General features: G+C 59.1%; 24 protein-coding genes and 3 pseudogenes. 10 read left to right on the top strand and 17 right to left on the bottom strand.

Annotated features, from left to right (window positions below):
- The first annotated feature begins 6 nt into the window (after window positions 1-6).
- Window positions 7-438: a GFA family protein gene (locus PPA02S_RS05485; RefSeq protein ID WP_042141335.1), complete on the top strand. Its 432-nt coding sequence runs from the start codon at window positions 7-9 to the stop codon at window positions 436-438.
- Window positions 426-755, top strand: coding sequence for a hypothetical protein (locus tag PPA02S_RS05480; RefSeq protein ID WP_028632545.1), 330 nt, complete (start codon window positions 426-428; stop codon window positions 753-755). Before PPA02S_RS05485 ends, PPA02S_RS05480 begins: the two co-directional genes overlap by 13 nt.
- 81 nt (window positions 756-836) lie before the next feature.
- Here the strand turns inward: PPA02S_RS05480 and PPA02S_RS23585 are convergent, their stop codons facing one another.
- From PPA02S_RS23585 to PPA02S_RS23570, 7 genes and pseudogenes are all read right to left on the bottom strand, one after another.
- Complete coding sequence (locus PPA02S_RS23585; protein WP_439646124.1) at window positions 837-1,700, bottom strand: methyl-accepting chemotaxis protein; 864 nt, start codon at window positions 1,698-1,700, stop codon at window positions 837-839.
- Window positions 1,695-2,477, bottom strand: a pseudogene (locus tag PPA02S_RS23580) (MCP four helix bundle domain-containing protein); the annotation flags it as partial. The pseudogene PPA02S_RS23580 and the gene PPA02S_RS23585, both read right to left, overlap by 6 nt.
- A gap of 298 nt (window positions 2,478-2,775) precedes the next feature.
- Window positions 2,776-5,289, bottom strand: coding sequence for a TonB-dependent siderophore receptor (locus PPA02S_RS05470; protein ID WP_028632543.1), 2,514 nt, complete (start codon window positions 5,287-5,289; stop codon window positions 2,776-2,778).
- A 123-nt stretch (window positions 5,290-5,412) separates the two neighbouring features.
- A complete protein-coding gene (locus PPA02S_RS05465; protein ID WP_028632542.1) occupies window positions 5,413-6,246 on the bottom strand; it encodes a FecR family protein in 834 nt (277 codons plus the stop codon).
- Window positions 6,247-6,249: 3 nt separating this feature from the next.
- A complete protein-coding gene (locus tag PPA02S_RS05460) occupies window positions 6,250-6,786 on the bottom strand; it encodes an RNA polymerase sigma factor (RefSeq protein WP_028632541.1) in 537 nt (178 codons plus the stop codon).
- Between the two features lie 105 nt (window positions 6,787-6,891).
- Window positions 6,892-7,095 (bottom strand): annotated as a pseudogene (locus PPA02S_RS23575) (methyl-accepting chemotaxis protein); the annotation flags it as partial.
- 102 nt (window positions 7,096-7,197) lie between these two features.
- Window positions 7,198-7,881 (bottom strand): annotated as a pseudogene (locus tag PPA02S_RS23570) (PAS domain-containing protein); the annotation flags it as partial.
- Window positions 7,882-8,459: 578 nt separating this feature from the next.
- Between PPA02S_RS23570 and PPA02S_RS05450 the strand changes: the two are divergent.
- Window positions 8,460-9,329, top strand: coding sequence for an AraC family transcriptional regulator (locus tag PPA02S_RS05450; protein ID WP_028632539.1), 870 nt, complete (start codon window positions 8,460-8,462; stop codon window positions 9,327-9,329).
- A 13-nt stretch (window positions 9,330-9,342) separates the two neighbouring features.
- On the opposite strand, the gene PPA02S_RS05445 is transcribed toward PPA02S_RS05450, so the two are convergent.
- Entirely contained in the window at window positions 9,343-9,840 is a 498-nt protein-coding gene (locus PPA02S_RS05445; protein ID WP_042141331.1) for a GNAT family N-acetyltransferase, read from the bottom strand.
- 151 nt (window positions 9,841-9,991) lie between these two features.
- Here PPA02S_RS05445 and PPA02S_RS05440 point away from each other — a divergent pair, with 151 nt between their 5' ends.
- From PPA02S_RS05440 to PPA02S_RS05435, 6 genes are all read left to right on the top strand, one after another.
- A complete protein-coding gene (locus PPA02S_RS05440) occupies window positions 9,992-10,324 on the top strand; it encodes a DUF7693 family protein (RefSeq protein WP_033727950.1) in 333 nt (110 codons plus the stop codon).
- Between the two features lie 48 nt (window positions 10,325-10,372).
- On the top strand, window positions 10,373-10,900 hold the full coding sequence (locus tag PPA02S_RS22510) for an SH3 domain-containing protein (RefSeq protein ID WP_080667823.1): 528 nt from the start codon (window positions 10,373-10,375) through the stop codon (window positions 10,898-10,900).
- Between the two features lie 780 nt (window positions 10,901-11,680).
- Entirely contained in the window at window positions 11,681-11,962 is a 282-nt protein-coding gene (locus PPA02S_RS22960; protein ID WP_154660051.1) for a hypothetical protein, read from the top strand.
- Window positions 11,952-12,614, top strand: coding sequence for a hypothetical protein (locus PPA02S_RS22955; RefSeq protein ID WP_154660050.1), 663 nt, complete (start codon window positions 11,952-11,954; stop codon window positions 12,612-12,614). Before PPA02S_RS22960 ends, PPA02S_RS22955 begins: the two co-directional genes overlap by 11 nt.
- A gap of 9 nt (window positions 12,615-12,623) precedes the next feature.
- Complete coding sequence (locus PPA02S_RS22950; RefSeq protein WP_154660049.1) at window positions 12,624-13,097, top strand: hypothetical protein; 474 nt, start codon at window positions 12,624-12,626, stop codon at window positions 13,095-13,097.
- A 407-nt stretch (window positions 13,098-13,504) separates the two neighbouring features.
- On the top strand, window positions 13,505-13,711 hold the full coding sequence (locus PPA02S_RS05435; RefSeq protein WP_028632537.1) for a hypothetical protein: 207 nt from the start codon (window positions 13,505-13,507) through the stop codon (window positions 13,709-13,711).
- Between the two features lie 390 nt (window positions 13,712-14,101).
- Here PPA02S_RS05435 and PPA02S_RS05430 read toward each other — a convergent pair whose 3' ends face one another.
- Window positions 14,102-15,112, bottom strand: a complete 1,011-nt coding sequence (locus tag PPA02S_RS05430; protein WP_161629579.1) for a GTP pyrophosphokinase — start codon at window positions 15,110-15,112, stop codon at window positions 14,102-14,104.
- Between the two features lie 258 nt (window positions 15,113-15,370).
- On the opposite strand from PPA02S_RS05430, the gene PPA02S_RS22505 reads away from it, so the two are divergent.
- Complete coding sequence (locus PPA02S_RS22505) at window positions 15,371-16,288, top strand: Rha family transcriptional regulator (RefSeq protein WP_080667821.1); 918 nt, start codon at window positions 15,371-15,373, stop codon at window positions 16,286-16,288.
- 54 nt (window positions 16,289-16,342) lie between these two features.
- On the opposite strand, the gene PPA02S_RS05420 is transcribed toward PPA02S_RS22505, so the two are convergent.
- From PPA02S_RS05420 to PPA02S_RS05385, 8 genes are all read right to left on the bottom strand, one after another.
- A complete protein-coding gene (locus tag PPA02S_RS05420; protein WP_028632536.1) occupies window positions 16,343-17,137 on the bottom strand; it encodes a DNA adenine methylase in 795 nt (264 codons plus the stop codon).
- Window positions 17,138-17,288: 151 nt separating this feature from the next.
- The gene (locus tag PPA02S_RS05415; RefSeq protein WP_028632535.1) at window positions 17,289-17,852 is read right to left on the bottom strand and encodes a lysis system spanin subunit; all 564 of its coding nucleotides are present in this window, start codon (window positions 17,850-17,852) and stop codon (window positions 17,289-17,291) included.
- Window positions 17,849-18,400 (bottom strand): glycoside hydrolase family 19 protein, encoded by a 552-nt coding sequence (locus PPA02S_RS05410; RefSeq protein ID WP_028632534.1) that lies wholly within the window; start codon window positions 18,398-18,400, stop codon window positions 17,849-17,851. Before PPA02S_RS05410 ends, PPA02S_RS05415 begins: the two co-directional genes overlap by 4 nt.
- Window positions 18,401-18,424: 24 nt before the next feature.
- Window positions 18,425-19,477 carry a phage late control D family protein gene (locus PPA02S_RS05405; protein ID WP_028632533.1) on the bottom strand — a complete coding sequence of 351 codons (1,053 nt, stop codon included), beginning with the start codon at window positions 19,475-19,477 and terminating at the stop codon, window positions 18,425-18,427.
- Window positions 19,478-19,536: 59 nt separating this feature from the next.
- The gene (locus PPA02S_RS05400; RefSeq protein ID WP_028632532.1) at window positions 19,537-19,749 is read right to left on the bottom strand and encodes a tail protein X; all 213 of its coding nucleotides are present in this window, start codon (window positions 19,747-19,749) and stop codon (window positions 19,537-19,539) included.
- Complete coding sequence (locus PPA02S_RS05395; protein WP_028632531.1) at window positions 19,724-20,569, bottom strand: phage tail protein; 846 nt, start codon at window positions 20,567-20,569, stop codon at window positions 19,724-19,726. The genes PPA02S_RS05400 and PPA02S_RS05395 overlap by 26 nt, the downstream gene beginning before the upstream one ends.
- A 9-nt stretch (window positions 20,570-20,578) precedes the next feature.
- Window positions 20,579-23,845: a phage tail tape measure protein gene (locus tag PPA02S_RS05390; protein WP_028632530.1), complete on the bottom strand. Its 3,267-nt coding sequence runs from the start codon at window positions 23,843-23,845 to the stop codon at window positions 20,579-20,581.
- 131 nt (window positions 23,846-23,976) lie between these two features.
- Window positions 23,977-24,273, bottom strand: coding sequence for a phage tail assembly protein (locus PPA02S_RS05385; protein ID WP_028632529.1), 297 nt, complete (start codon window positions 24,271-24,273; stop codon window positions 23,977-23,979).
- Window positions 24,274-24,299: the final 26 nt, after the last annotated feature.

The raw sequence follows: 24,299 nt of genomic DNA, 5'->3' as shown, positions 1-24,299 counted from the left end.
CAGCGTATGCCAGGCACATTCCAGGGAAGCTGCCTTTGTGCTGCGGTTGGCTACCAACTGCTCTCCCCACCCAAGGCGATAAGCCACTGCCATTGCAGCCAATGCCGCAAAGCCCATGGCGCCGCATTTGCGTCCTACGGCAGTGTGCCCCGCACCCACCTGCGCATTCTGCGCGGCGCCGACCGCATTCACAGCTTTGCCTCTTCTGCCACCGTACAGCGCCAGTTCTGCGCAGCCTGCGGCTCAAACCTGTTCTGGTCGCGCAGCGAGGGTGAATTCGCCGAATGGGTTTCGGTCGCTCTGGGCACCCTGGACACACCGTTCCAGCCCGCAAAGCAAAAACACCTTCACACCGACAACGCACCCTCGTGGCACCTGCCATCAGGTTCCTCCACCCCCGACTCACCACCCGAAAAGGAAATCCCATGCGTACCCTGAAACTCGCCCTTGCAGCCCTGCCGTTTTTCGTTCTGGCCGGCTGCGGCAACGACGCCCTCGAAGGCACCTACGAACAGACCACCACCGTGATGGGCTTCGAAGCCCCCAAGCAAACCTGGGAGTTCTCCAAGGACTACATCATCGCCAATGGCAACAAGCTGAAAGTGGATGAGTGGGAGCGCAAGGATGACGTGGTCACCGCCCGCAACAAGGACGGCATGGCCCTGCTGAACGTTCGTGTACTGGAAGGCGGCAAGCGCCTGGAAGCCATTGGCGGCAGCGAAATGAACAAGAACGTGTTCGTGCGGGTCGACTGACCCGTTGCGGGCCCAGGCAAGGCACCTCAGTTGCGCCTTGCCTGCCCTGCCCCAACGCAGGTCAACCCGCCCGATCACGCATCACATTTTGAAGGTGTTGACCAGGGTATTGAACGAAATGGCCAGACGCGACAGTTCCTGACTGGAAGCGTTGGTCTGGTTGGCCCCTGCCGAGGTCTGGGTCGACAGGTCCTGAATGTTGATCAGGTTGCGGTCCACCTCTCGCGCCACATTGGCCTGCTCTTCCGACGCCGTGGCGATCAACAGGTTGCGGTCGTTGATCTGGGCGATGTTCTGGGCGATCCGCTCAAGCGACTCACCCGTGGCCTTGGCCAATGCCTCGGTGCTGTCTGCCAGGCTGCGGCTGTTGCCCATGGCCTTCACCGCATCGTCGGCACGCGACTGCACACTGGTGATCATGGCTTCGATCTCACCGGTAGACGCCTGGGTACGCGCCGCCAGTGCGCGCACTTCGTCGGCAACCACGGCAAAGCCACGCCCTTGTTCACCAGCACGTGCGGCCTCGATCGCCGCATTGAGCGCCAACAGGTTGGTCTGCTCGGCGATGCCACGGATCACATCCACCACCTTGGCGATATCACGCACGCTGCCCGCCAGCTCGTCGACAATCACGGTCGACTGGCCGATTTCGCTGTTGACGCTGGTAATGGCCTGCACCGCTTCACGGGCCTGGTCACGACCACTGGCCGCCTCCTGGCTGGTTTGGCGAGAGGCTTCGGAGGTGGACGTTGCGTTACGGGCCACTTCCTCGACCGCTGCGCTCATCTCGGTCACCGCAGTGGCCGCCAGCTGAATCTCGTCGTTCTGACGCACCAGCCCGCGGGTGCTCTCTTCGGTGACCGCATTCAGTTCTTCAGCGGCGGAGGCCAACTGGTCTGCCGCACTGGCGATCTGCTGAATTGTGGTTTTCAGGTTGTTCTGCATGCCACCCAGCGCGGTCAGCAGTTGGCCGGTTTCATCGGCATGGCCGCTTTCAACCGCCTGGGTGAGGTCGCCGCCCGCAATGCGTTCGGCGTTACGAACAGCCACCGCAATCGGTTTGCTGATCACCCGGCTGATGAACATGCCCAGCAGCAGTGCAGCCACGAAGGCGACACCAATGCCGATGTACAGGTTGAGCTTGGCAGCCGTCTCACTGTCCCTGGCGTCCTGCGCGCCCTCACCGATCTGGCGGTTGTTGGATTCGACCATGATGGTCAGTTCGTCGATCACGGTACGGAAGGCCTGGTGCAACTCGCCGGCCATCAGTTGCCTGGCAGCTGCAAGGTCGCCGCTCTGGATGGTCGCCACGGTCCGGTCGACGACCGCTTGGTAGGCGGGCCAGTCCTTTTCCATCTTGTCGCCGGCCGCACGCTCGTCATCAGCCAAGGGCGTTGCACGATAAACAGCGAAGGCTTTTTCGCTCGCCAGGCGATTCTCTTTCATGGAGGCGAGAATGGCACTGCGTTCCTCTTGCGGCGCATTGGTGGTAGTTGCCGCCAGGAAGCGATAAAGATCACGACTCTGCGCAATTGCACTGGAGCGGGTTTCGGCAGTTTTGGCCACCGACACCAGGTTATTGGAGAACACGAGTTGCAAACTCGAAGACAACGAGCCGATTCCTTGGCTACCGACAACTCCTACAATCAAGGTGATCAATGCGCAAAGCGCGAAGGCGAGGTACAGCTTGATTGCTAATCGGGCGTCGTAGAACCAATTCATTAGGGAGGCCTGCAATAAAAGGGATGGGCTGCAATTGCACTCAGGCGCTGGCATCAATGCTGTATCGGCGGCACCCGATTACCCTGAAGTGCCGTGCGATATTTTTCATCAACTCAAAAGCCAGGACGATCAGTACGCCCTTGAACGTAACTAATGGCCAATTGCCAAGACACTGACCCCACCCCGGCGCCAAGCGTTCCACTGGCCGATGACTTTAATGAAAAAAATGGCGCCACATCGTTGACGCATATAAAAAACGCCTGCGGTTCAGGCAGGCGTCCGGGCGCAGCAATGCCGCTTACCAGAAGGTGCCACGCAGCGTCAGCACAACGTTGCGCGGCTCGCCATAGTAATTTCCATACTCAGAAGTGCCGACACTGGCGTAATAACGGCGATCGAACAAATTGTTGCCGTTTAGCGCAACCGTCCAATGATTATCAATATCGTATTCAATCATCGCATCGTAGACCGCATAACCGCTCTGGCTGAAATCATAATCATTGCTGTCTGTCACATTGCCGTTGCCATCGAATCGGTAGGCTTTACCGGTGACGTAAGTGGGGCTCATGGCCGTTACCCCACCCCCCACGCGCCAGCCCTCCAGCGCCCCCTTGAAGTTGTAGACGCTCCACAGTTTCAACAGATGACGGGGCGTTACCGTGCTCGACAGCGTCTCTTCGCTGCTGTTGCGGATCACGTTGTAGGTATACCCCGCCATGATGTCCCACCCCGGCATGATCTCGCCGGTCGCCTCCAGGTCGATGCCTTTGCTGATGACCTTGTCCTGCGCCAGGAAGCAACATGAGCTGCTGTAGCTGAAGGGTGGGTTAGGGTAGGCTGGGTCGGTGGCCGCCTGGTGCTCACGGGTGGTGTAGAACAGCGCTGCACTGACATTGAGCGCGCCCTGGAACAGCTCCCCTTTGAGGCCGGTTTCATAGGTTTTACCGGTCATTGGCTCAAGGGGTGATGGCGAGGCCTCGGGGCCTTGCATTTTCTGCGACTGCGGCTTGAACACTTCCGAGTAACTGGCATAAGCAGACCACTGTTCGTCCAACGCATAGATCAGCCCACCATAGGGCACCAGCGTGGTCGCTTCGCGGTCGGTGACCCGGTCCTGCTCTTGCCACGGCCCGGTGCCGTCATTGTTGCGCAGGCTATAGGCCTGCTCGAACCTGTAACGCTGGGCGCGGGCGCCGGCCACGAGTTTCAGCGGGTCGGTCAACTGCAGGCGCAGCGTGGTATAGGCGCCGTACTGCTCTCGCGTATTGGGGTTGTAGTCCCGCCAGAAGCTCCGGTTGGAGCCCAACTCCGGCAAGGGCGTGGCACCAGGGTTCCACAGGTCGATCAACCCGCCTTTACCGTTGACACCCATGGCAGCGCGCCAGCGACTGGTCACCTTCTGGTAGTCGGCGCCCAGCAGCAATTCGTGCTGGCGGCCAAAGGCGTCGAAGGTGCCCGAGAGGTTGATGTCGAATACCGACTGGTTGCTCCAGCTTGAAACGTAGCTGCCCCACCAGTACGTGCCGGTGTTGGTGGTTTCGTCTACTGAGCCGTAAGGGTTTATCCCCTCGACGTTGGCGCTGTTATACGAGTGGGTATAGGAAGCGTTGAGCTTCCAGTCCGGGTTGAAGCTGTGGTCGATCTTGGCAAACCACTCCCGGGTGTAGCTGTCCGACCATGCCCGGTTGGAGGTGAACCAGGTGCTGCGCGGCAGTTTCAGGTCGCCACCTGTGCTGTAGCGCGGCAGGCCGTCCCCGGTACCGTTGTCCTTGACCTTGTCATAGCTGCCACCCACCGTCAGCATCGTGTCATCGGTAACGTCCGCTTCCAGAATGCCGTACAGGAAAGGCTTTTCGGTGCTGCGCTTGTCCATGAAGTATTGGCGGTCGGTGTAGGCCGCCACTACCCGGCCGCGCAGCTTGCCCTCCAGGCCCAGAGGGCCGGTGAGGTCCACTTCGCTGCGGTAATTGTCCCAGGAGCCTGCGGAAGTGTTCAGTTTCAGCTGGTAGCTGGCCATTGGCCGCTTGCGCACCAGGTTGACGATGCCACCCGGGTCCCCGGTGCCGCCCAACAACCCACTTGCACCGCGCAATACCTCAACGTGGTCATAGGGCGCCATGTCGTACAGCCGCTCACTGTAGAAGGTGCCCAGCCCGGTGCCGATGTCCATCGGTGACGTGCCGTCGATCTGCACGTTGTCGATACCGAAACCTCGGGAATAGAACTGCTGCGAACTGTAACTGTTGTTGCGCACGGTGATGCCCGGGGTACGCTTCATGGCTTCGGGCAGCGTGGTGATGCGCTGGTCCTCGATCATCTGCTGGCTGATGATGGAAACAGCCTGGGGGGTGTCCTTCAGGCTGGTGGGCGTCTTCGAACCCACGCTGACCAGGCCTGCCGTGTATGACTTGCTGTTTTCGGTCGCCTCACCCATCCCCTGCCCCTGAATGGTGATGGCCCCGAGGGTCAGCGCATTGTCGGCAGTGACCTGTTCGGCGATCACGTAGCTGCCCTCCGCCGTCTTCTCCACACTCAGGCTCGAACCCTGCAACAGCCGTTGCAGCGCCTGATCCACGCTCAAATGGCCAGCCAGCGAAGGTGCCTGCCGGCCCGCAGCAGTATCGGTGGCGAACAGGATGCGGCTGCCCGTCTGGCGGGCCAGGGCGTTGAGCGCCTGGTCCAGTTGCTGGGCAGGTACATTCACGTTGTACTGGGCTTCCTGGGCCTGCAGGCTGGAGGCCAGCAGCAGGCTTGCCGTCAGTGCCGACAGGCGGCCGACATGGATACGGCGCGGTGGTGTGTGGTTGTTCATGCAGCTCCCCAATGACGCGATCAAAAGTGACGTTCATTGGCAGTGGCGGATGAAAGTAGCGCAATGTTGAGGTGCGATGCGAAAAATTATCGTTAGCTTCTGATAACCGCCCCGGCGACAGCGCTATCGGCCGCTCACTGTAACGGTGCCGTTACCGGAGCGGGTCACTATCACGGGTAGAATCGCCGGCAGCAGGTCAATCAGCGATTCGATGGCCGCCGTGTCAAACTCCCCAGACACACGCAGGTGTGCCAAACGCGGGTCTGCCAGGTTGACCGGCGCCTGGCGGTAGCGACGGATATCGGCCAGCACCTCGCGCAGCGGTGTGCCATCAAAGCGCAGTTTGCCTTGCTGCCAGGCACTGGCCTGCGATGGCGCACGTGCTGTCACACGCCCGAGGTGTTGATTGCTCGCCAGCACCTGCTGGCCGCCCTCCAGGCGTCGTGGCGCAACCGAAGCGGTTGAAACCTCCACCGCGCCTTCCACCACCGCAACCGCGACACCGCGGGCGTCGCTGCGCACGTTGAATACGGTGCCAATATCCCGCACCGTCACCCCTTGGCTGCGAACGATGAACGGCCTGGCACCGTGCGCAACGGTGAAGGCGGCCTCCCCCTCCAGCAGTTCAAACTGGCGGCTACGCAAGCGGTGTTCGATACGCAGGTGGGTGGCGCTGTTGAGCACCGCGAGGCTGCCGTCGGGCAACTGCAGGCGCTGTCGCTGGGCATAACCGGTGCGCAGGTCATCCGTACGCCAGGCCGGGTCCAACATCCATAACGTGACTGCCAGGCACAGCACCGAAACCGTGGCGCCCAGCACTTTCTTGCGTGTGCGCTGCCGGGCGGTTTGCGCCTTGGCTTCAGCCAGCACGGCCTCACGCGAAGGCACCCGTTCGCGCACTGCACGTTCGAAGGCCGTAAGTGGGTCGCCCGGGTCGGGCCGACGGGGCTGTGCCATGGCTCAGCCCCGCCCCGCCAATGCCTGCCGCGCAGGCTCCCAGCGCTGGGCAATGCTGCGCATGGCCCGGGCAAAGTGCTGGGTGACCATGTTCACCGAGATCCCCAGTTCACACGCGATCTCCCGTTGCGGCATGTCGTGAATCCGATGCAGCAGGAACACCTGCCGGGCACGCGCCGGCAACGCGTCGATGATCGCCAGCAGCGCTTCCAACTGTTGCTCGAAGTCCAGCGCTGCGGCGCCATCGAGCTCATGCACATAGCAGTCAGGTACCGAGCCGGTGGGTTCGAAGTACGCCAGGCGCGTGTTGTCCGCGCGGCGGCGGTCGATGGCGCGGTTGAAGGATGTGCGGCGCAGAAACGCGAATGGCAGCTTGACCGCCTGTTGCGGCGGCTTCTCCAGCAATTGCAGGCACACGTCATGCACGACGTCTCGGGCGAACTGGCTGCCGTGAAAGCGCCTGCGGATATAGGCGACCAGGTCGTCATAATGCAGGGCCAGCGCACTGATCAGTTCGGCATCAGGGGAAGACTTGGTCATGACCAGACAGGGGCTAATTGGGAGTGAGTCGCATTATATATAAAATGCGACCCCTGCCTACTCTTCCCGATCGCCCAGGGTTCAGGTGCGCATCATGTCAGCCGCTTGCTCGGTGGCCTCGGTGGTGCGCGTGGCCAGCTTGCGCACTTCATCCGCCACCACCGCAAAGCCCCTGCCCGCCTCGCCTGCACGGGCCGCTTCAATGGCCGCGTTCAGTGCCAGCAGGTTGGTCTGGCTGGCAATGCTCTGGATGGTGCCGACAATCTGCGTAAGCTTGACGATGTTCGCTTCCAGCGTGCGCTGGTGGGCCGCCTCGGTATCGCGCATGGCGCTTTGCTGGTGCTCCAGGTCCACGTCCACCAGCGCCCCCACCACCCGCAGTGGCGCACCGTGGGCATCGCGCTTGGTCTGCCCGCGTGCGCGGAACCAGCGGTATTCGCCGCTTTTCATCTTCAACCGGTACTCAATGTCGAAGGGGGTCTTGCCGGAGCGGTCGTTCAGGTGGGCCTGGAACGCTTCCAGGCTGTAGGCCTTGTCTTGCGGATGCAGGCGCGAGGCCCAGCTGTCCAGCACGTCAGGGAATTCCTCCACCGTCTCGAAGCCCAGCAGGCGGCGGAACTGCGGCGACCACCAGAACGGGTTGTTCGGGTTGACCGGGTCACCCGCGATCACTTCCATGTCCCACAAGCCATCGGACAACATCTCCCGTGCCAGCTCGAAACGGGTGATGATCACATCGTGTTCCTGCTCGCGCTGCAGCTCGTCATGGATGTCCCGCAACGCACCGGCAACCCTCAGCGGCACGCCCCGGCTGTCACGCAGGGTTTCGCCCTGGGCGAAGAACCAGCGGTAGCTGCCGTCCTTCATGGCCAGGCGGTTGCGCACCCGGTACGGTGTCATGCCCGACTTGTCGTTCAGGTGGCGGGCAAACGCATCCAGAGTGGCGGCCCGGTCATCCGGGTGCAGGCGGTCGGCCCAGCTGGCCAGCACGTTGGGGAAGTCGCGCTCGTCGCGAAAGCCCAGCATCTCCCTGAATTGCTGCGACCACCAGAAGCGGTTACGTGGGTTGACTGGGTCGCCAGCCACCACTTCCATGTCCCACAGGCCTTCGCTGGAGGCGCGGTTGACCAGGTCGAAGCGGGTTTCCGAAGCACGGGCACTGGCATCGGCTTCGGCCAGCAACTGGCGCGCAGACTCCAGCTCGCGCTCCAGTTCGGCAATACGGTTGTCCCGCTCTGCCGCTTTCAGTTCGCGTGAAGTCCATTCACTTTGCACGTCTGCCCAGCTGGCCGAGCCACGGCCAGCCTCGGCCCTGGAGGAGGAAGGCAGCGCGGCAGCCAGTTGCCTGAGGACCTGAAGCTCATGGCGGTTACGAAATAGATGAAGCATGGGTTGATACTCGGAGGAAGACGAAGAATGCCGAATCCCTGGCTTGCATGGCACATTGCAGCGGTTACATAACGCAGCATCTGCGGTTGCGAGACGCAATCAGTGCATACTCCGACCGCTGCATTGCGCAAAAGGTTGCGTAGCACTGACATCATTACGATATCAGTTTTAAAGGCGCAGTCACTGCCTAGTGAACACTATTGCCGACAGAGCAACTACGGCTAGGCAACGCACCCGCTGAAGCGGGAATGATAGGCATACCGCAACGTTCAGAGACCCCATCGTTGACCGACCAGAAACTGCTCGCCAAGTACGCGAAACGGTTTGATGCCGTACTCGCCCACATTGATGGCCACCTCGACGGTGACCTCTCGGTCGAAACGCTGAGCCGCCTTGCGAATTTTTCGGCGTATCACTTTCACCGACAGTTCAGCGCGTTCATGGGCGTGCCGGTATCGCGCTACGTCCAGCTCACCCGGCTGCGCCGCGCGGCACATCAGCTGGCGGCGTCACCACAGGTCTCGGTCGTGCAGGCCGCGCTCGGTGCGGGCTTCGAAAGCCCCGAGGCGTTTTCCAGGGCATTCAGGCGCGCCTTCGGCATGCCCCCCAGCGCCTTTGCCAAGGCGCCCAACTGGAAGGCCTGGAGTGCGGTGTTCGTGGTTCCCCACCTTGCCAGGCGTATCAGCATGCAGATCCGTATCGTGAACTTCCCTGAAACCCGCGTTGCCGCGCTGGACCACCACGGGGCGCCCAACCGCGTGGGCGAAACCGTGGCGCGCTTTCGCCAGTGGCGAATGCAAACCGGCCAATCGCCCGTCGCCAGCTGCCGCACGTTCGGCATCCCCTACGACAACCCCGACACCACCCCCGCAGAGGATTTCCGCTTCGCCGTGTGCGGCGAGATGCGCGATGCCCTGCAGGCCAACACCTATGGCGTGCAAGCGCGGGTGATACCGGCAGGACGGTGTGCGGTGATCCGCCACGTCGGCTCGCTGGACTGCATTGGCGAAACGATCTACCCGGTGTACCGGGACTGGCTGCCCGCCAGCGGAGAGGAGCTGCGCGACCATCCGCTGATATTCGAATACCTGAGTGTGTATCCCGAAACACCGGTAGAGCGGTGGGAGACGGATGTTTATGTGCCGTTGAAATAGGCCGGCTTTGGCACTAGTCGGCCTGCTCGTCGGGTATTTGATTCAAGGTGGCCAACATGATCACTTCCGTGGCCGAATACAGGCCATCGATACTGGCCACCACCTTTGCGCCCAGCACTTTCGCGTAAAGCTGCTGGGCAGCGTTGTCGGCACGGGTTGAGACGAGGACCGACTTTATACGTTGGCCCTGGCTGCTGAACGCTTCGGTAACCAAGGCCAGTGACGCCCTGATCAGCTGCTCGCCGAAGCCGTGCCCGCGATGCCGGCCGGCCACCGCTATTTGATCGAGTTCCAGCGTGGCCTCGGGGCGAATGCCGGACTTCTGCGCCCAGAAGATATAGCCGGCGATTTCGCCTTCCAGGTCCAACACGAACGCCAGCATTCGCGGTGAGGCGGACAACGTGGCGTGTACCCAGGTGTCGGAGCCCATCTGGCGTGTGAAGGCCTCGCGGTGCAAGGTTGCGATTGGTAGGGTGTCGGCGAGGGTGGCGGGTCTTACTTGGGGGTGCATGGCGGGGCCTGGGTTGGGTCAGCGGGTGAGCCATCTGAGTGGGCGGATGGGTGGGTCGTTCAGCGAGTTCGCAGTCAAGCGCGGTGAAGGACTGGCACCTGGTGAAGCAGGATACTATTGGCGGCGGCTCATTAGGAGGCTCGGTGCAGAGATGAACCTGGAAGAATGGGATGAAGCGGTGCCCAATCCGCTCACTGCGCGTGAGGCCTGCCAAGTGCTGCGGGAAGCGCTTTTCGGGCGCCGGACGATGACAATTGTTCGTGGCCAGGTTTCAGAACAATTGGATTGCTTGCATTACGTAGTGGATGTCGATGGCTGGAAGATGCGCATCTGCGCCAACAGCGGCGAGCCTGAGTTTTGCGAGTGGTGTGTGAGCCCGGAGGGCAGGTGCTGGGCGTTCGACCCGGGTGCCCGTATTGATCCGATTGCGTTGCTGTCAGGGTGGGAATATCAGAATCTGCAGCGGTTGCTGACTACACTTTAAGCGGATGGCTGCGGTACCTGTGTTGCTTACTGAATAGGTGCAAGGGATATGCGCGATAAAAGACAGTTATGGCTGCTGCCAATCGTGGTGCTCTTCGTCGTGGTCTGGGCAACCGGAAAAAAGAGCCCGTCTGAAGTTAAGAAGCCGATTAGCCCCACGCCAGTGAGCACCCTTGCGGCCGAGTCGCCAGGTGTGGGGCAAAAACCCTCATCTTCAACCCTTGAGCATTTTGTGAACGCTGACAAGCTGAACCTGCGTGCCAGCCCAGGCGGCACGGTGGTTGGCAGCCTTAAACGGGGTGACACTGTGCGAGTTTACGAACAACGCGCGGATTGGGGTCGCATCAGCCTCGATGGCCAGGCTCCGCGCTGGCTTTCGTTAAAGAACCTCTGCACCACAGCAAATTGCTTTGTCCACGCCACGCAAAAAAGGCAGCGGGCGGTTCCGCAGCCTGCTCGCAACGCCGGACCTACGTATGGTATGTCGTGCCCCTGCTCTTCTGGCCGTGTTTGTATCGGGCCCCGCGGTGGTCGCTACTGCATTACCTCAGGGGGTAACAAGCGGTATGGCATTTGACGGGTTTTGTAGCGAGGCCGGGCTGGATGGTTTAGAGCCCAGCTGAAAGCCCCCCATCGGACAAAACCGGACGCGGGATTGCTTGGGTTGATAGACTATGCGCCTCCTCGAATACCACTTGGCCTGGCGCGGTGCGCCTGGTCATTCAGACACGTGACTTAGATGCCTCAAGACTTGAACAAACAACGCATTGAGCCGTCCCGCCGCTTCAGCGTTGCCCCGATGATGGATTGGGCCTATCTTGGCTCTAACGTGCGTGATTCAAAGGCTTGAGCAGAATTAAACTGAATACGTACCATTTTTGTACCAACTGCTCGTTAGCCTAGCTTCGTCACTACCCCATTGACGACAACCTCTAGTAGCGCTTTGTATTATGAGGTGTTAACTAACTCGAACGGTGAGAGCCTGCAAGAATGTCCAAGCCATTGCGGAAAATCATGCCCAGCCCCAGTAGCTAGCCACCAACTATGCATATTGATTCGCAATCCAAGTAACAGCGAGCCAATTGCACGAGCGTGATTTAAAAACGTCTGCTACCGTTCCTGCTTGTGTAGTCGAAACTGTATGTGGCCGCTCTCAAATATTGTGTTTGAGACGTACCGAGAGCTAAATAAATCTTTGTACTTCATTGTTATGACCTAAATGCCCCACGCGACTAAAACCTTAGGCAATTAATAATATCCGATGGCATTTTAGCAAAAAATTATTTTAACAACCTATAGCTCTTGCTTATAAAATTTCATTTTGATATACTGCTAAAATTTAGTATGGAGTTGAGACATGAGCAGCAAATCGCGTAATCGAAGCAAAGGATCTGTAATCGCCAGCGCAAATACGAACCGGGCAGATGCTCCAAAGTTCGCTAACTCTTTTTCCCTTAGCACACTTCATAATGAAGTCATATGCATTGACTTCGCTGACGTCGAGGAAGGTTACGAAAATATTTTCAGTTCTGTAGTGCTTACTAAAACTGCAGCAAAAAGCTTCAACCGACACTTGTCGGATCTGATCGACTCAATGGATCCTGTTGATGAGGAGCACGAATCGGAAGATGAAAACTGATACTAAGAGCGCAGCTCACTCTTTTACAATGGACACCCCAAACATCAAAAAAAAGGTGTTTTCCACGCCGGCTAAATCCCACTTTTTCTTTACCAATTTACCGCAAAAATATAAAAGTAATTCGTTCGAACCATTTAAATTCAATGAATCCGAAGTATTGCTTGATGATTGGTCGGTTTATATGGATCGGTTTTCCGCACCAAGCTTGAGCTTCATAAACTATAGCGCCACGCACGCTTTAAAAGAATTTATCAAAGCCCTTCCGAAAAAATTTAAAACCTCCCATTGGAGCTGGTATTTTTCAGATCTATCGAGAACAATTGACAGCTATATGAAAGAGCTTCACGAAGGTGATCGACCAATGTCGCAACCTTCAGGAGAGTCATTAAATTACTTCCTCCGCTATCTTCCTCATTTTGCTGACTCCAAGGGCAAGAGTTACATTGATAGAAGTACAGGTTGCTTCGGCGTGTTAGTATGCAAAAACTTGAACATACTTGACATCCAAGTCCGCACAGACTCTGACTTAATATTCTCATACGCTACACCTGGCACTCAAAAAAACTTTCCATCATTTAGCGGCGAGGCTACTATTATCGATAGCAGCGATGCCAAGCAAATACGAAAAATTCTGCGCATTGCATTTGATTGAGCAAAGGATATGACTCAAGTTGCCAACAACACAGTACCCGATTATCTTTATAGATTCATTAGATCGAACTGGCTAGAGAACACTCAAGACTGGCTCGTATTGAGACCTGGGCCTCCACCTGAAGATTTTATCTCTCTTTATGTAGGAGTTGGCGCAACATCGCAAATCAGGGTTTGTGACGCTGTCGCCAATTGCTCCCCACGATTTAACCTTTCAGCCGAAGGCAAAGCGTGGGAGCTTGACACTAACGCAATCTCAGAAAGAATTAATCGACGAAAAACAATAGTAAATTTTATTCCAGCTGGACCACCTCACTATGGAATGCAATACAAGACAACTATTGACCGTGAGATCCAGCAAGCAAATACGATTTTAATTGCGATGAGTCACGACAAACTGCATAGCTACAATCATTGCCAAAGTTACATAGAAAAAAAAGCAAAGCAGGCACAGCTAAACAAGGACAAAAAAAAGAAAAAGTAATCCCACACATGTTCTGGCTCGAAGTTCGTCTAATACCGCATATCAAGGCTATGCTGAATAGCCTTGATACCAGCCTTGAGACTCATACCAAAATTGAACCTCATTCTTTGGACTAAGTTAAGCTTTAAACAGCCACCACTCAAGTATCGCTGAAAAGCAGCTTAAACAACTTTCTCAATTCCTTCCCCGATCCACTACCATACCGCGATCAAGCTCGCACCGGCTCTCGAACCGACCCAGGGTGACATTGCACCGGCGCCAACCAGAGACAGGCATTTGTACCCGCCCGACACTTTCGATATTCTATCGCAGGATAGCATAACCAAGTACAATGACCTTGGCAAAGCGCCCGTTTAAGCTAGGCGCCTTTGTAATCTCCCTATGAGTTCCGAACCTGGAGCATGCTGATGGATGACCAAAACTCGACGACTGCGGACACGCTAGAACTGCTGCTTCTGAACCAAGTTGCCATCCGGGCGGCGCTGGAGGAGCTTTCACTTTGGGTAAGCCGTCGTGGCTCAGTCAACGTACATGAAAACGTCACTATTGCTCTAGCGACCCTTGATATTCATGCTGAAGCAATATTGGCTGGTATATCACAGCTCAGGAGTTAAGTCGTCACATAGTTGCAGCGGGCGAATTAGCCAAGCCGACTGAAACCAGACACGAGCATGGTTATGGATTGGTAGACGCTTTCTTCAAACCTTAGCACATTGATACCTACAGACAAAAGCACTTCCACGCCTATGAATTTATACCACTAATAGCTGCCCAATGAAAAGTCTCATCGCTTCGCGGATTGAAAAACTAATACCCCACCCAGTCAACTTCCCATCAACCAAAACAGTCTCGCCCAATTATTCCGATAATCATATATTAACGCAATACTTGGACGAGGAACTTGAAGCAGAACTAGAACTAGAACTAGAACTAGAACTAGAACTAGAACTAGAACTAGAACCAAGCCTAAATTTATACATTAAAAATATATCGACGCTTCAATTTTATTGATCAATCCGCCGCTGTTCTTCACGTTTAGCCACAAAGAAATCTGTCACAGCTTGCGAGCCAAACTCACAGCGAAGTCCATGTCGGGCAAGGCCAACATGCCTAAAGAAGACTGGAGTCCTATGCTTTTTAGTGTATTTTTTCTCCTCATCCATAATCTTGACATAGTGCCGCTTCATGACTTCTCTCAATCGCCCGACATTATCGATACCGAAGTTCACCAGATCTCCCAACAAATCGTTATAGTCTTCCGATTCACTTTTATTAGCGGACGGGAAAATCTTCGTGAGCACTGCCTCAACTAGATCGACATTCAGAAGCTCATCTGGATCACTTACTACAGACTCTGCCTCTAAATACTCATCACGAGCTATAAGCAAACGATCAAACTCGACATCCACAGTCTCCAAAAGTGCAGAAGCCCTATTAATAGCTCTACGCAAGGGCGGAGGCACGCCCGCCTCTTGTTTATATTGGAGCTTGTGTGAAACAGCTGCCCAAATATGTTGAGCCAATGTCCTTACTTGAATTTCAACTCGTAAACCGCCCAGATCACTCCATGTAGGTAGTTTTGTCCATTCGTCTGGGGCCTTTATAATAAAATGCTGAGACTGATAACCGAACTGTGACTCCCCTAGCTGAGCGGACTTGTCTTCAGACTGAATAACCGTGAGATTAGAATTCAGCATCTTAGACACCACAGCCAAATCCTTGCTGAAGAGCAGTATTAATCTTATGCCTATTAGATCATTCAATTTCGCTACACTGTCGAACTCTATAGACTTTCGCTCAGCCTTTTCAGCTATTGACTCCCACGCTTTGATTCGCGACTCAATCGGTACACCGAGAGCAACATTCTCTTTTTTGAGTAAGTGATCTAACTCAGCCAGCAAAGCGATTCTCAATCTTTCTGCTCGGGGCACTATTTTATGATAACTATCCGAGAGTGTGCTTGCACCCATCTTCACTACGATTATATCTCCGATCAAAGATAAACTATCATCCACAGCAGCACAGCTTCGCAGGCGCGAGGCATGGCGATATGACATTACCACGACACATACTGGTTGTGCTTGAGATATCAGACACGACCGCCGTTGGAGCGGTTTTTTTGTGTCCGCAGCATGGCTTCACCCGTTATGGGCGGGCCGTGCATGGGAGCCTTCGGGCTCGCCGGCCCTGCGTCCGGTACGCCAACCCGCACGGTTCCGCTCACCTAATTGGCGTTGGGGAGCGGCTCACAGAGCGAACGCAGGTATCCAACAATGAAGACCATCGTAACCGTTTCTCCTGTATCCATAGAGTTGATTGACGGCCATCCAACCACCACTAGTCTCGATGTCGCTGCCCACTTCGGCAAGCGCCATGACGACGTTCTCAAGCTTCTGCGTAACTTGGATTGCTCATCTGAATTCGCACTCCGCAATTTTGCGGCGTGTGCCCGTCCCGGCTCGAACAATAAGCCCGAGCCGTACTACCGCATGACCCGCGATGGCTTAACCTTCCTGTGCATGGGCTTCACTGGCAAAGAAGCGGCGAAGTGGAAAGAGGCATATATCAACGCCTTCAACCAGCTGGAGCAAGCGGCCACCGAGAAGAGCAGCTTGCCAGTTATACAGGATGCCGTGCTCGAGCACCGCGCGTTCCGTGGCCGCCACATCTTGATCGCTAAACTGAACGACACCTATTGGCTCAGCGCCGGCAACCTATGCACAGCACTATGCCTGGGCAGCTCTGATAGAATAGTCCGCAGCCTGCTGCCACAGCACAAGCGTAAGCTGCGTCGGGGTAATCGTGATCTGTGGATGATCGACACCATGGGTGCCGAGCGTGCAGCAGACTATTGCAAAGCCGAGCTGGGCAGCGAGTCCCGCATATGGCTTAATCGCCAGTTCACTCAGCTGCCAGCAGAAAAGCCTATTGAAGCGCCGACACTGACGGGCCGGCGCCGGTTGATATCGTTCGATCATACGGGCAAGGAACACATCCAACCTGTCCCGGAAGATGCTGTTGTGATGACGCTGAGGGAAATGATCAGCGCCGTTGCCACTGGCCACCTATTGCTATCCACCCCAGAGCTGTTTCAGCTCTCAGCCGCCCTGCATCATCGAATCGAACGGCGCACGGCAGATGAGGCTGAGCAGTTGAAAGAGCTGCAGCAACGAATCGCGATGGGCCGATAGCTCGCACATTGACAGAGCCAGGGTGGGGCACCTGCCCACCCTGCTCGACCAGCGTCAGAAAAGTTGCCCAAGCCCCGTCGGTTGCCAATTCATGATCACCAGTTCGCCGGTCACCTCCGCCTTACCTTGGCGCTGGTTAGTGTTGGTGTAGCGGATATCCAGGTATTCGAAGTGGAAGCCATCGAAGGCGCGCCTGATGTCCGGGTGGTCATTGATGCTGACCATCACCCTGCCCTTGCACCGGCGCATGAAGTCGGCCATGCGCTCGTATTCCTCGAAGGGAAAGTCAACGCCATAGCCAGCCGTCTGCCAGTAGGGCGGGTCCATGTAGAAGAACGTGTGCGCTCGATCATAGCGTTCGGCGCAGGCGAGCCAGTGCAGGTTCTCGACATAGGTGCCGGCGAGGCGTTGCCACGCGGCGGAAAGGTTCTCCTCGATGCGCAGCAGGTTGATGGCCGGCGCAGTAGTTGCGGTACCGAAGGTTTGCCCAGTTACCTTGCCGCCAAAGGTATGCTGCTGCAGGTAGAAGAACCGCGCCGCGCGCTGGATATCGGTCAGAGTTTCAGGACGCGTCATTTTTTGCCACTCGAAGATCTGCCGAGAGCTGAGCGCCCATTTGAACTGGCGCACAAATTCCTCCAGGTGGTTCTGTACCACGCGATAGAGGGTGACCAGCTCACCGTTCAGATCATTCAGCACCTCCACCGGGGCGGGCTGGGGACGCATGAAGAACAACGCGGCACCGCCGGCGAAGACTTCGACATAGCATTCATGAGGGGGAAAGAGAGGGATCAAGCGGTCGGCCAGGCGGCGTTTGCCACCCATCCAGGGGATGATTGGAGAGGTCATAGGTATGCAAGTCTTTACTGTATGGATAAACAGGTGTTAGGCTCGCCGCGCTTTGTGCACAAGGCAGGGGCCACGGCTGGACTTGCAGGAAGGGTCTGCGGGTTCGGTGGGCCGGGCTGGATGTTGACGCATCCTTCCCGGCTCGCCTCTTTTACTGCTTGGTGATTTCGCGGACGTAGGCCTGACAGGCCTGCAAGGCGATCAGTCCGCGGTCGCCTTCATCGGTGATGGCGATAATTCGTTGAGCATGCGCTCGGTCAAGTTGGGCGCGTACGGCGCTAGGTACCACGCCTCCGGTGCCGGCGGTTTCTCGCACCCCACCGCTACAACTCGAGCGGGCAACGGCTCCTGAGTCGACGAGGACTGACAGCCGCAGATCAGTGGTAGCAAGCCGGTCACGCAGGCGAGCTTGAGTTTGTTGCGCATCTTCCATCTCCTTCCAGTGGTTTTGTGCCTGGGCCTGCAGGCGAGCCTCCAGGGCGCTACGGGCTTGCTGCTGTGCAGCTAGATGATCGAGCGCGGCAGACGCCGCCCTCTCCCGCTCTAGGCCGTTGATGCGATCCTTCTCTGCCAGCTGCTTGCCGTAGTCGTCGGCCTGATCAGCGAGCTGCGCGTTGTATGCGTTAGCCTGCCAAACCCAAGCTGCTCGGGCGCCAACCGCACAGGCGAGCAGCAGCGCCGCGACAGCCAATAGGCGGGAGACCCACCCGTTCACTGCAGCACCTCAAGCGCTCGCACGTAGATGGCCTTTCGATCCTCCAGGCCATTGGTACCGCCATTGATGCGCTTGGTGATGGCCAGGAGGTCACCCTTGTCGGCCAGGCTGTTCAAGCCCTCTTTCTGCCAGAACCAGCCTGCCGACATGGATGCGTAGACCGGGTGCTCAAGCAGCTCTGGCGTGTTCAGCAGCCGACTATCTCCGAACAGGGCTTCGCTGCAGGCTTCATAGTTGGAGCGGCCAGTCACTTGAATCAGCCCTCGGCCGCGATAGAGCTGGCCATCCCCATCCGCCTCAGGCGTGTTACCAAGCCGCTGGGCCAAGCGACCGGTGTCGTACTTGGACAGGTACTTGTCATTACCGAGTTCGCGGACGTACTGCAGCTGGCCCGACTCATGGCCGATCTGAGCCAGGAACGCAGCCATGCGCAGTCGCGTAACGATGGCGTACTTACCCATGGTGGCGTTGAGGCCGGGAACAAAAACGCCGGCTTTGCGACCGGCGTTCGGGAGGATCTGTAACAACTGCTTTTCGTTGATTGGCATCGCTTGTCTCCAAAGAGTGATGGGTTACGCCGCAGACACGTCCACGATGCGCAGTGGTTTGGTCTGCTTCTTTTTCTTGCCCTTGGCTTTCGCCTTGCCCTGCTTGCCGCCGTTGCACTCGACCGTGGTCGACCAGCCCGAGGGCATAAACACCTGCTCCACGCTGTCCACCAAGTACTCGCCGTCGAGCCCGTTTTTGAAGCCCTGGGCGTTGATCGAGCGTTCGGCAAACAGGTCGGTGCGCCCGAGCATTTCCAGGCGCACGCCGGCGGTGCTGCGGTTGAACGCAGCCAAGCGGGCTTTGGCCGCCTGCTCGGCAGCGCCCTTGTCGGGGTAGATATGGCGGTCGGTGTGCACGGCGGGCAGGCCTTCGGGCGCTTCGTCGTTGCCCAGCTCCACGACCTTGAGCGCGCCGGTTTTCTTGTCCTGGTACTGCGTCTTCACGGCCTTCTGCGTGGTGCGGTCGCCCAGGCGGAAGCTGTAGCGGTTCACATCACTGCGCTGGATGGTGACGGCACCAAAGGCCTTGCCCCCGGGGGTGCTGCCACCCTGTCGCGGCATGACCAGCAGTTGCCCGTCACCCACCTTGGCCGTGCAGTCGTACTGCCTGGCCAGGCGGGTGATGAAGTTAAAATCGGACTCGTTGCGCTGGTCGACGCGGGCCACCTTGGTCTGCACGGTGCAGCCAGGTTTCCACCCGTTGCGCGCAGCCAGGTCACTGACGATCTGCGCGAGCGGCACGTTCTCCCAGCTGCCACTACGGGTGGTTTTGCCGCTACCGCGCATGTCGCTGGCCTTGCCGCGCAGGGTGATGGTGTCCGGCGGGCCAGTCACCTCGATTTCATCCACCCGGTAACTGCCCAGGCGCGCAAGCGGCTTGCCCTCATAGCCCAAAAAGGCCTCGATCAAGGCGCCGCGCTTGGGCAGCGTGACGGCTTGGTCGCGGTCATCAATGCGCAGTTCGAATTCGTCAGAGTCCATCCCGGGTTTGTCCAGGGTGCGCAGCAACAGCAGGCGGTCGTTAATCAGCAGGGTGATATCCCAGCCGTCAGCGACGATGCGGAACGTGGGTTTCATGGTGGCTCCAGAAAGTAAAAACCCCGCACAGGGCGGGGTTCGTTACGCGTAACGCGGGGTCAGTCCCACAGGGTGACGTGCTCGGCCTCAGCCTCAGCTGCAGGCAGATCGGGGAAGTGAATCAGCACGCCGGCGCGGAACGGCTGCGGTTCCTCGGCAAGGCCTTGGTTGGCTTCCATGACCGCCTCCACGGCGCCCATCAAATGGCCGTAGTAGGCCTGGCACAGCGTATCGAGCACGTCCCCGTCAGACGTTCTGCAGGTCGTCGCCATACTTGGTGAACTCCAGGGTAAAGGCTTGTTTGCGCGGGATACCGCCGGCAAGCAATGCCGATTGATCCTCTTCGACCTTGCGCAGGCACCAGTTGCCCAGCACGGCGCCGTAGCCGGTGGTCAGGCTCACGGGCAGCAACAGGCGGCCGATGGTGCGCAGCGTATCCAGCTGGCTGATACCGCCTCGGAACAACGGGAAAACGGCCCCTTTGATCGTCAGCGTGTCTTCGCCAGGCCCCACGGCCTGCTGGGCCATGTCGCGTGTCAAACGCTCCTGAGCGGCCCAGCGGTACGCGGTACGGCGCTGCAGCTCGTCAAACGCTGCAGTGTTGAGGTTGAAGTAAAAGGGCTGTGACCCTGCCTTGAGTGGCTGCAGGGTCAGCAGGTGGGGGAACGGCGTTACCGCTGCTGCTGCAGGTGTAGCGCTTGGAGCAAACGCACTGCTCGGCACAATGCCCGCCAAGGACGGGCTGAGCTTGCCGGCCATGCGGTTGATAGCCGACCCCGCCTTGCTGGCCTGCTCGCCCAGTGAGCCCAGGCGGTCGCGCACCTGGGTGGCGGCGGTGGTGACCTGGCTGTACTTCGACGCGACCATGCCCACGGTGGACTGCGCCGCGTTGATCGCGCGCATGGTGCGTTGCAGCTTGGCCCCTACCGCCGGCCCGATGATCGGCAGGCTTTCCAGCTCCGATGCGGCGCCGGTCATGTCACTGACGGCGCCATTAAGCGGTCCCAGCATGCCATCGATACTGGTACGGCCGGCCTCGCCGGCCGCCACCAGGGACGATAGCGTTGATTTCATCAAGTCCATGTAAGCCATGGCACCCCCTTAGACATGCGCCTCGTCGTAGAGCTGGGCACTGAACCGGGTACCCGCGAACTCACGCTGCAGGCGGTCAAACAAGCCGCGCAGCGGTGTTTCTAGACCGGCCACAACCTGATAGGGGTCTTTCACATCCCCTTGAATGGTGACCGGCATGCTCAGTGCGATTGAAAAGGTCTGTTCAACCTTGGGTGGCTCGGCCTTGGTGCGTTCGGCCGGCTTGGGCGGTTCCGGCGCCGGCGCTGCAGCACTGGGCGCAGTCACCTCAACCAGCGAACGCACCACGTCGCCCATAGAGTCGGCACGCTCCACCGCATGACGGCGCAGCCCGCGCGCGAACCCGGGGCGCTCCCGATCTGCTGGTTTGGGCGTGTCCTGAGCGGCCGGTACCGGCTCCTGCTTGGGCCTGGCCAGGCCCGTGGGCGAACCCGCCTCAACCTTCACCACGGGCACCGGCTGCTGCGAGCCAGGCGCCGTTACGGTAACGACCGGCGGTTGTACCGTCACCGGCGCCGACGGCGGCGTCACACCCTGGGCAACCGGCGCCGGCGGCTTGGCGATGGGCGCCGGCACAGTGGCCACCGGGGCCTGCGCCTTCGTCACCGGCTCAGGCTGCAGCACCACTGGGGGCTGCAGGGTCGGCTGCAGGGGCTTGGGCGCCTCGATCACCGGCGCTGGCATAACCGCCACGGGTGCTGCAGGTGCTGCAGGCGCAGCGGGTTGCGATTCCGCGCCGGCCTGGCCATCAGCCTGCGCCTGCTCCTGCTGCGGCTTGTCCTCACCGAACCAAGTACGGCCCAGCCAACCGCCCAGGGCATCGCCACCAAGCCCGCCCAGGGCCATGCCAATGGCACCCCCGATGGCGGTACCAATGATTGGCACCACCGAGCCGATGGCAGCGCCGGCGGCACCACCCGCCCAGGCCCCCGCCATGCCGCCCGCCAGGCCGCCATACCCCTCGGCCTTTTCGTCCCGGGTTTGCGCATTCAGCGCGATATCCAGCACCCCGGGGATAGCATCAGCGAGCTGGCCACCGGGCAACCTGCCGGCCGCTCGGGTCATACCGCGAACGCCATGCACCATCTGCCCGAAGCGGCTCAGCTCAGGGGCAACAGGCGCCCTTGGGGCCAGTGCCGATACATCCACCGCTGGCAGGGCCGGTTGTGGACGCCGGGGCATCGGCGCCGGTGCTGCAGCTGCCGCCGGTACCGGTGCCGTCACTTTCGCCGCCGGCGTAACCACAGGGGTCAGCCTAACCGGCGCCTTTGCTGCAGCCGGTACCGGCGCCGCCACTTTCGCTGCCGGCGCAACCACAGGTGTCAGCCGTACTGGCGCCTTGACTGCCGCCGGCACGGGCTTGGGTGGAGCACTGAGCGGACTGCGCGCGGCACCCAGCTGAGCGACCGGCCGGCGCCGGCGCACGCGGCGTGCTCGCTTCGGCCCTCCAGGGCCTGTATTAGGCGCGCCAGGCCCGTACCTGCCAAAGGCATCAGCATTGACCACAAACACGCGCTGCGGCTCGTTGCTGGGCGCCTGGCCAGGGTCATTGCTGGCCGGCACTCCCAGCACCTTGCCCAAGGCACCCAGGCCCGCATCCACCACCCGGTTACGGGCCTTCGGGGCTGCAGCCTCGCCCGGCTGGCCAGATTCCTTGCCTGGGCGCCTGTAGCCCCATGCTCGCCCCAGGGCCACGTTGAATGCACCGCGGCCGATCTTGGCCGCGCTACGGGCCGCCATGACCGCACCCACGGCCGCAGCCAGGCCTGTCAGCCCCATGGCCAACTGGGGCGCATGGTCCGACAGCTTGGTAATCCAGCGGGCAACGGTTGTTGCGCCGGTAGCAAACGCATCGGTCGCCGGCCGGATGGCATCCCCGATGCTGCGCATGGCGTCATCAGTGGACTGCACAAGCTCAGACCAACGCTGTGCCGACGTTTCGCGCCGCTCCGCCAGGTTCTTGTCGAGGATGCCGGTTGCCTTCATGGAATCGGCTTTCAGCTCGTTGTAGAGCCCACGGTTCTGACCATAAGCGGTCAGCGCCGCCTTAACCTGCATATCGGCAAACAAGTCGCCGGTACGCAGGGTCTTTTCCAGGGCTTCCAGCGCCGCTTTGGCCTTTTCCGGGTCGGCCTGCTTATCGATCTTGGATTGCGCATCCTTGATCTTTTTGGCCTTGGCCGGGTCGGTCGCCTCCACGTACTGCATGGCCAGGCCCATGGACGCCTCAATGACGTTCATGCCCTTCTGCAGGCCGGTGTTCAGCGAGGCCTGATAGTCGATGCCGGCATCTTTGTACGCCTTGACCACGTCGCCGGCGCCGATCTTCTCCATCCAGTTCTTGAAGTTGTTGGCCGCTTCGTCCGAGCTGCCGGCAGTCTTCATCTGCACCTGCAGCATCGAGCCCAGCGACGACACAGCGTCAAGGCCTGTGATGCCGTTCTTTTCCATGCCGGCCAGCAGCTGCGGGAACCACTTGGCCATGTCGCTGGCTTCGAAGCTCCCCGCCTGGCCCTGATAGGCGATGGCCTCCAGGGCCTGCTGCATGACCTTCGGGTCGGTGATCTTGGCGTTCTGCTGCAGCGCCATAATCATGCTGGCTGTGTCGACGCCAGAAGCCCCCTGCCCGACCGCGAACGCCGCCGCCGTCTTGGAGTAGGCCATGGCCTTGTCCAGCTCCATGCCGGCACCGACCAGTTGGTTAATCAGGTCGGCCACGTCATTGCGGCCCATCCCGGTAGCGTTCGAGGTCTGGATAACGGACCGGCTCAGCTGCACCTCTTCGGGCTTGTTGGCAGCGTCCGCCTTGATCGCAATGTCGCGAATGATCGCCTGATAGTCCGCGCTGATTTTGGTGGGTACGGCCGTCAGGCCAATGCCCACCGCTGCAGCACCTACCGTGGACTTGAGCGAAGCCCGGCCGGCGGCGATTCGCTCGTGCCCCTTCACCTGCAGGTCGGCGGCTTTGGCATCCCGGCCCAGGCGTTGATACTCCCGCCCCAGGCGGCCCACCTCCACGCCTTGCTTACGCAGGGCATCAAGGTTGCCATTGAGCTTTCGCAGCAGCTTGTCAGCACTGGCCGCGCCGGTGTCGTGGGCTTTCTTCCACTCCGCCTGCAGCTTCATGGTTTCGCCAATGGTGCTCTGCAGCACCTTGGCCTTGTCGCCCTTTTTCTTGAGCTTGTCGATGCCGCTTTCAACCGTGCGGAAAGCGGCCCCGACCGACGACGCGACGGCGCCGCCAATCACCAGCGATAGCGCCAGTTTGCTTGCCATCGGTAACCCCCTTAGCGGCTCAGTCCGTGAGCCACCAGACCATGTCGGACCACGGCATGGTCATGATTTCAGCTGAAGAAAAACCCAGCTCAGTGGCCAGCCGCTTGGCCAGCCCCTTTTGCACCGAGGGGTTAAACCTCGTCGTCTTGCACCAGACGAAAGTAACCCGTCTGCAGACGGGTGTAGTCCTTGAGTGCCAGCCCTTCCAAATCCTTGGAGCCGACTTCCGCCAGGCTGGCAAACAGGTTCAATTCGGCTTGCTCTTCGTCGCCGGCGGCCGTGGTCGACGCCGCACGAACGTCACGCACAGTCGGTGCACGCAGGTGGATAGAATCGGTTTGTACACCGTTCATTTCAGTGGGACAGCTCAGGCGCACGGTAATGCCGGCGTCGGTCAGGGCCAGGTATTTGGGCAGTGGCTTGGTCATGATTGTGGTTTCCTTGAAGTTATGAG

The sequence above is a fragment of the Pseudomonas parafulva NBRC 16636 = DSM 17004 genome, assembly GCF_000730645.1.
Classification (GTDB): domain Bacteria; phylum Pseudomonadota; class Gammaproteobacteria; order Pseudomonadales; family Pseudomonadaceae; genus Aquipseudomonas; species Aquipseudomonas parafulva.
The sequence above is the reverse complement of the archived record's forward strand: the minus strand, read 5'-3'. Positions and strand labels throughout refer to the sequence as shown.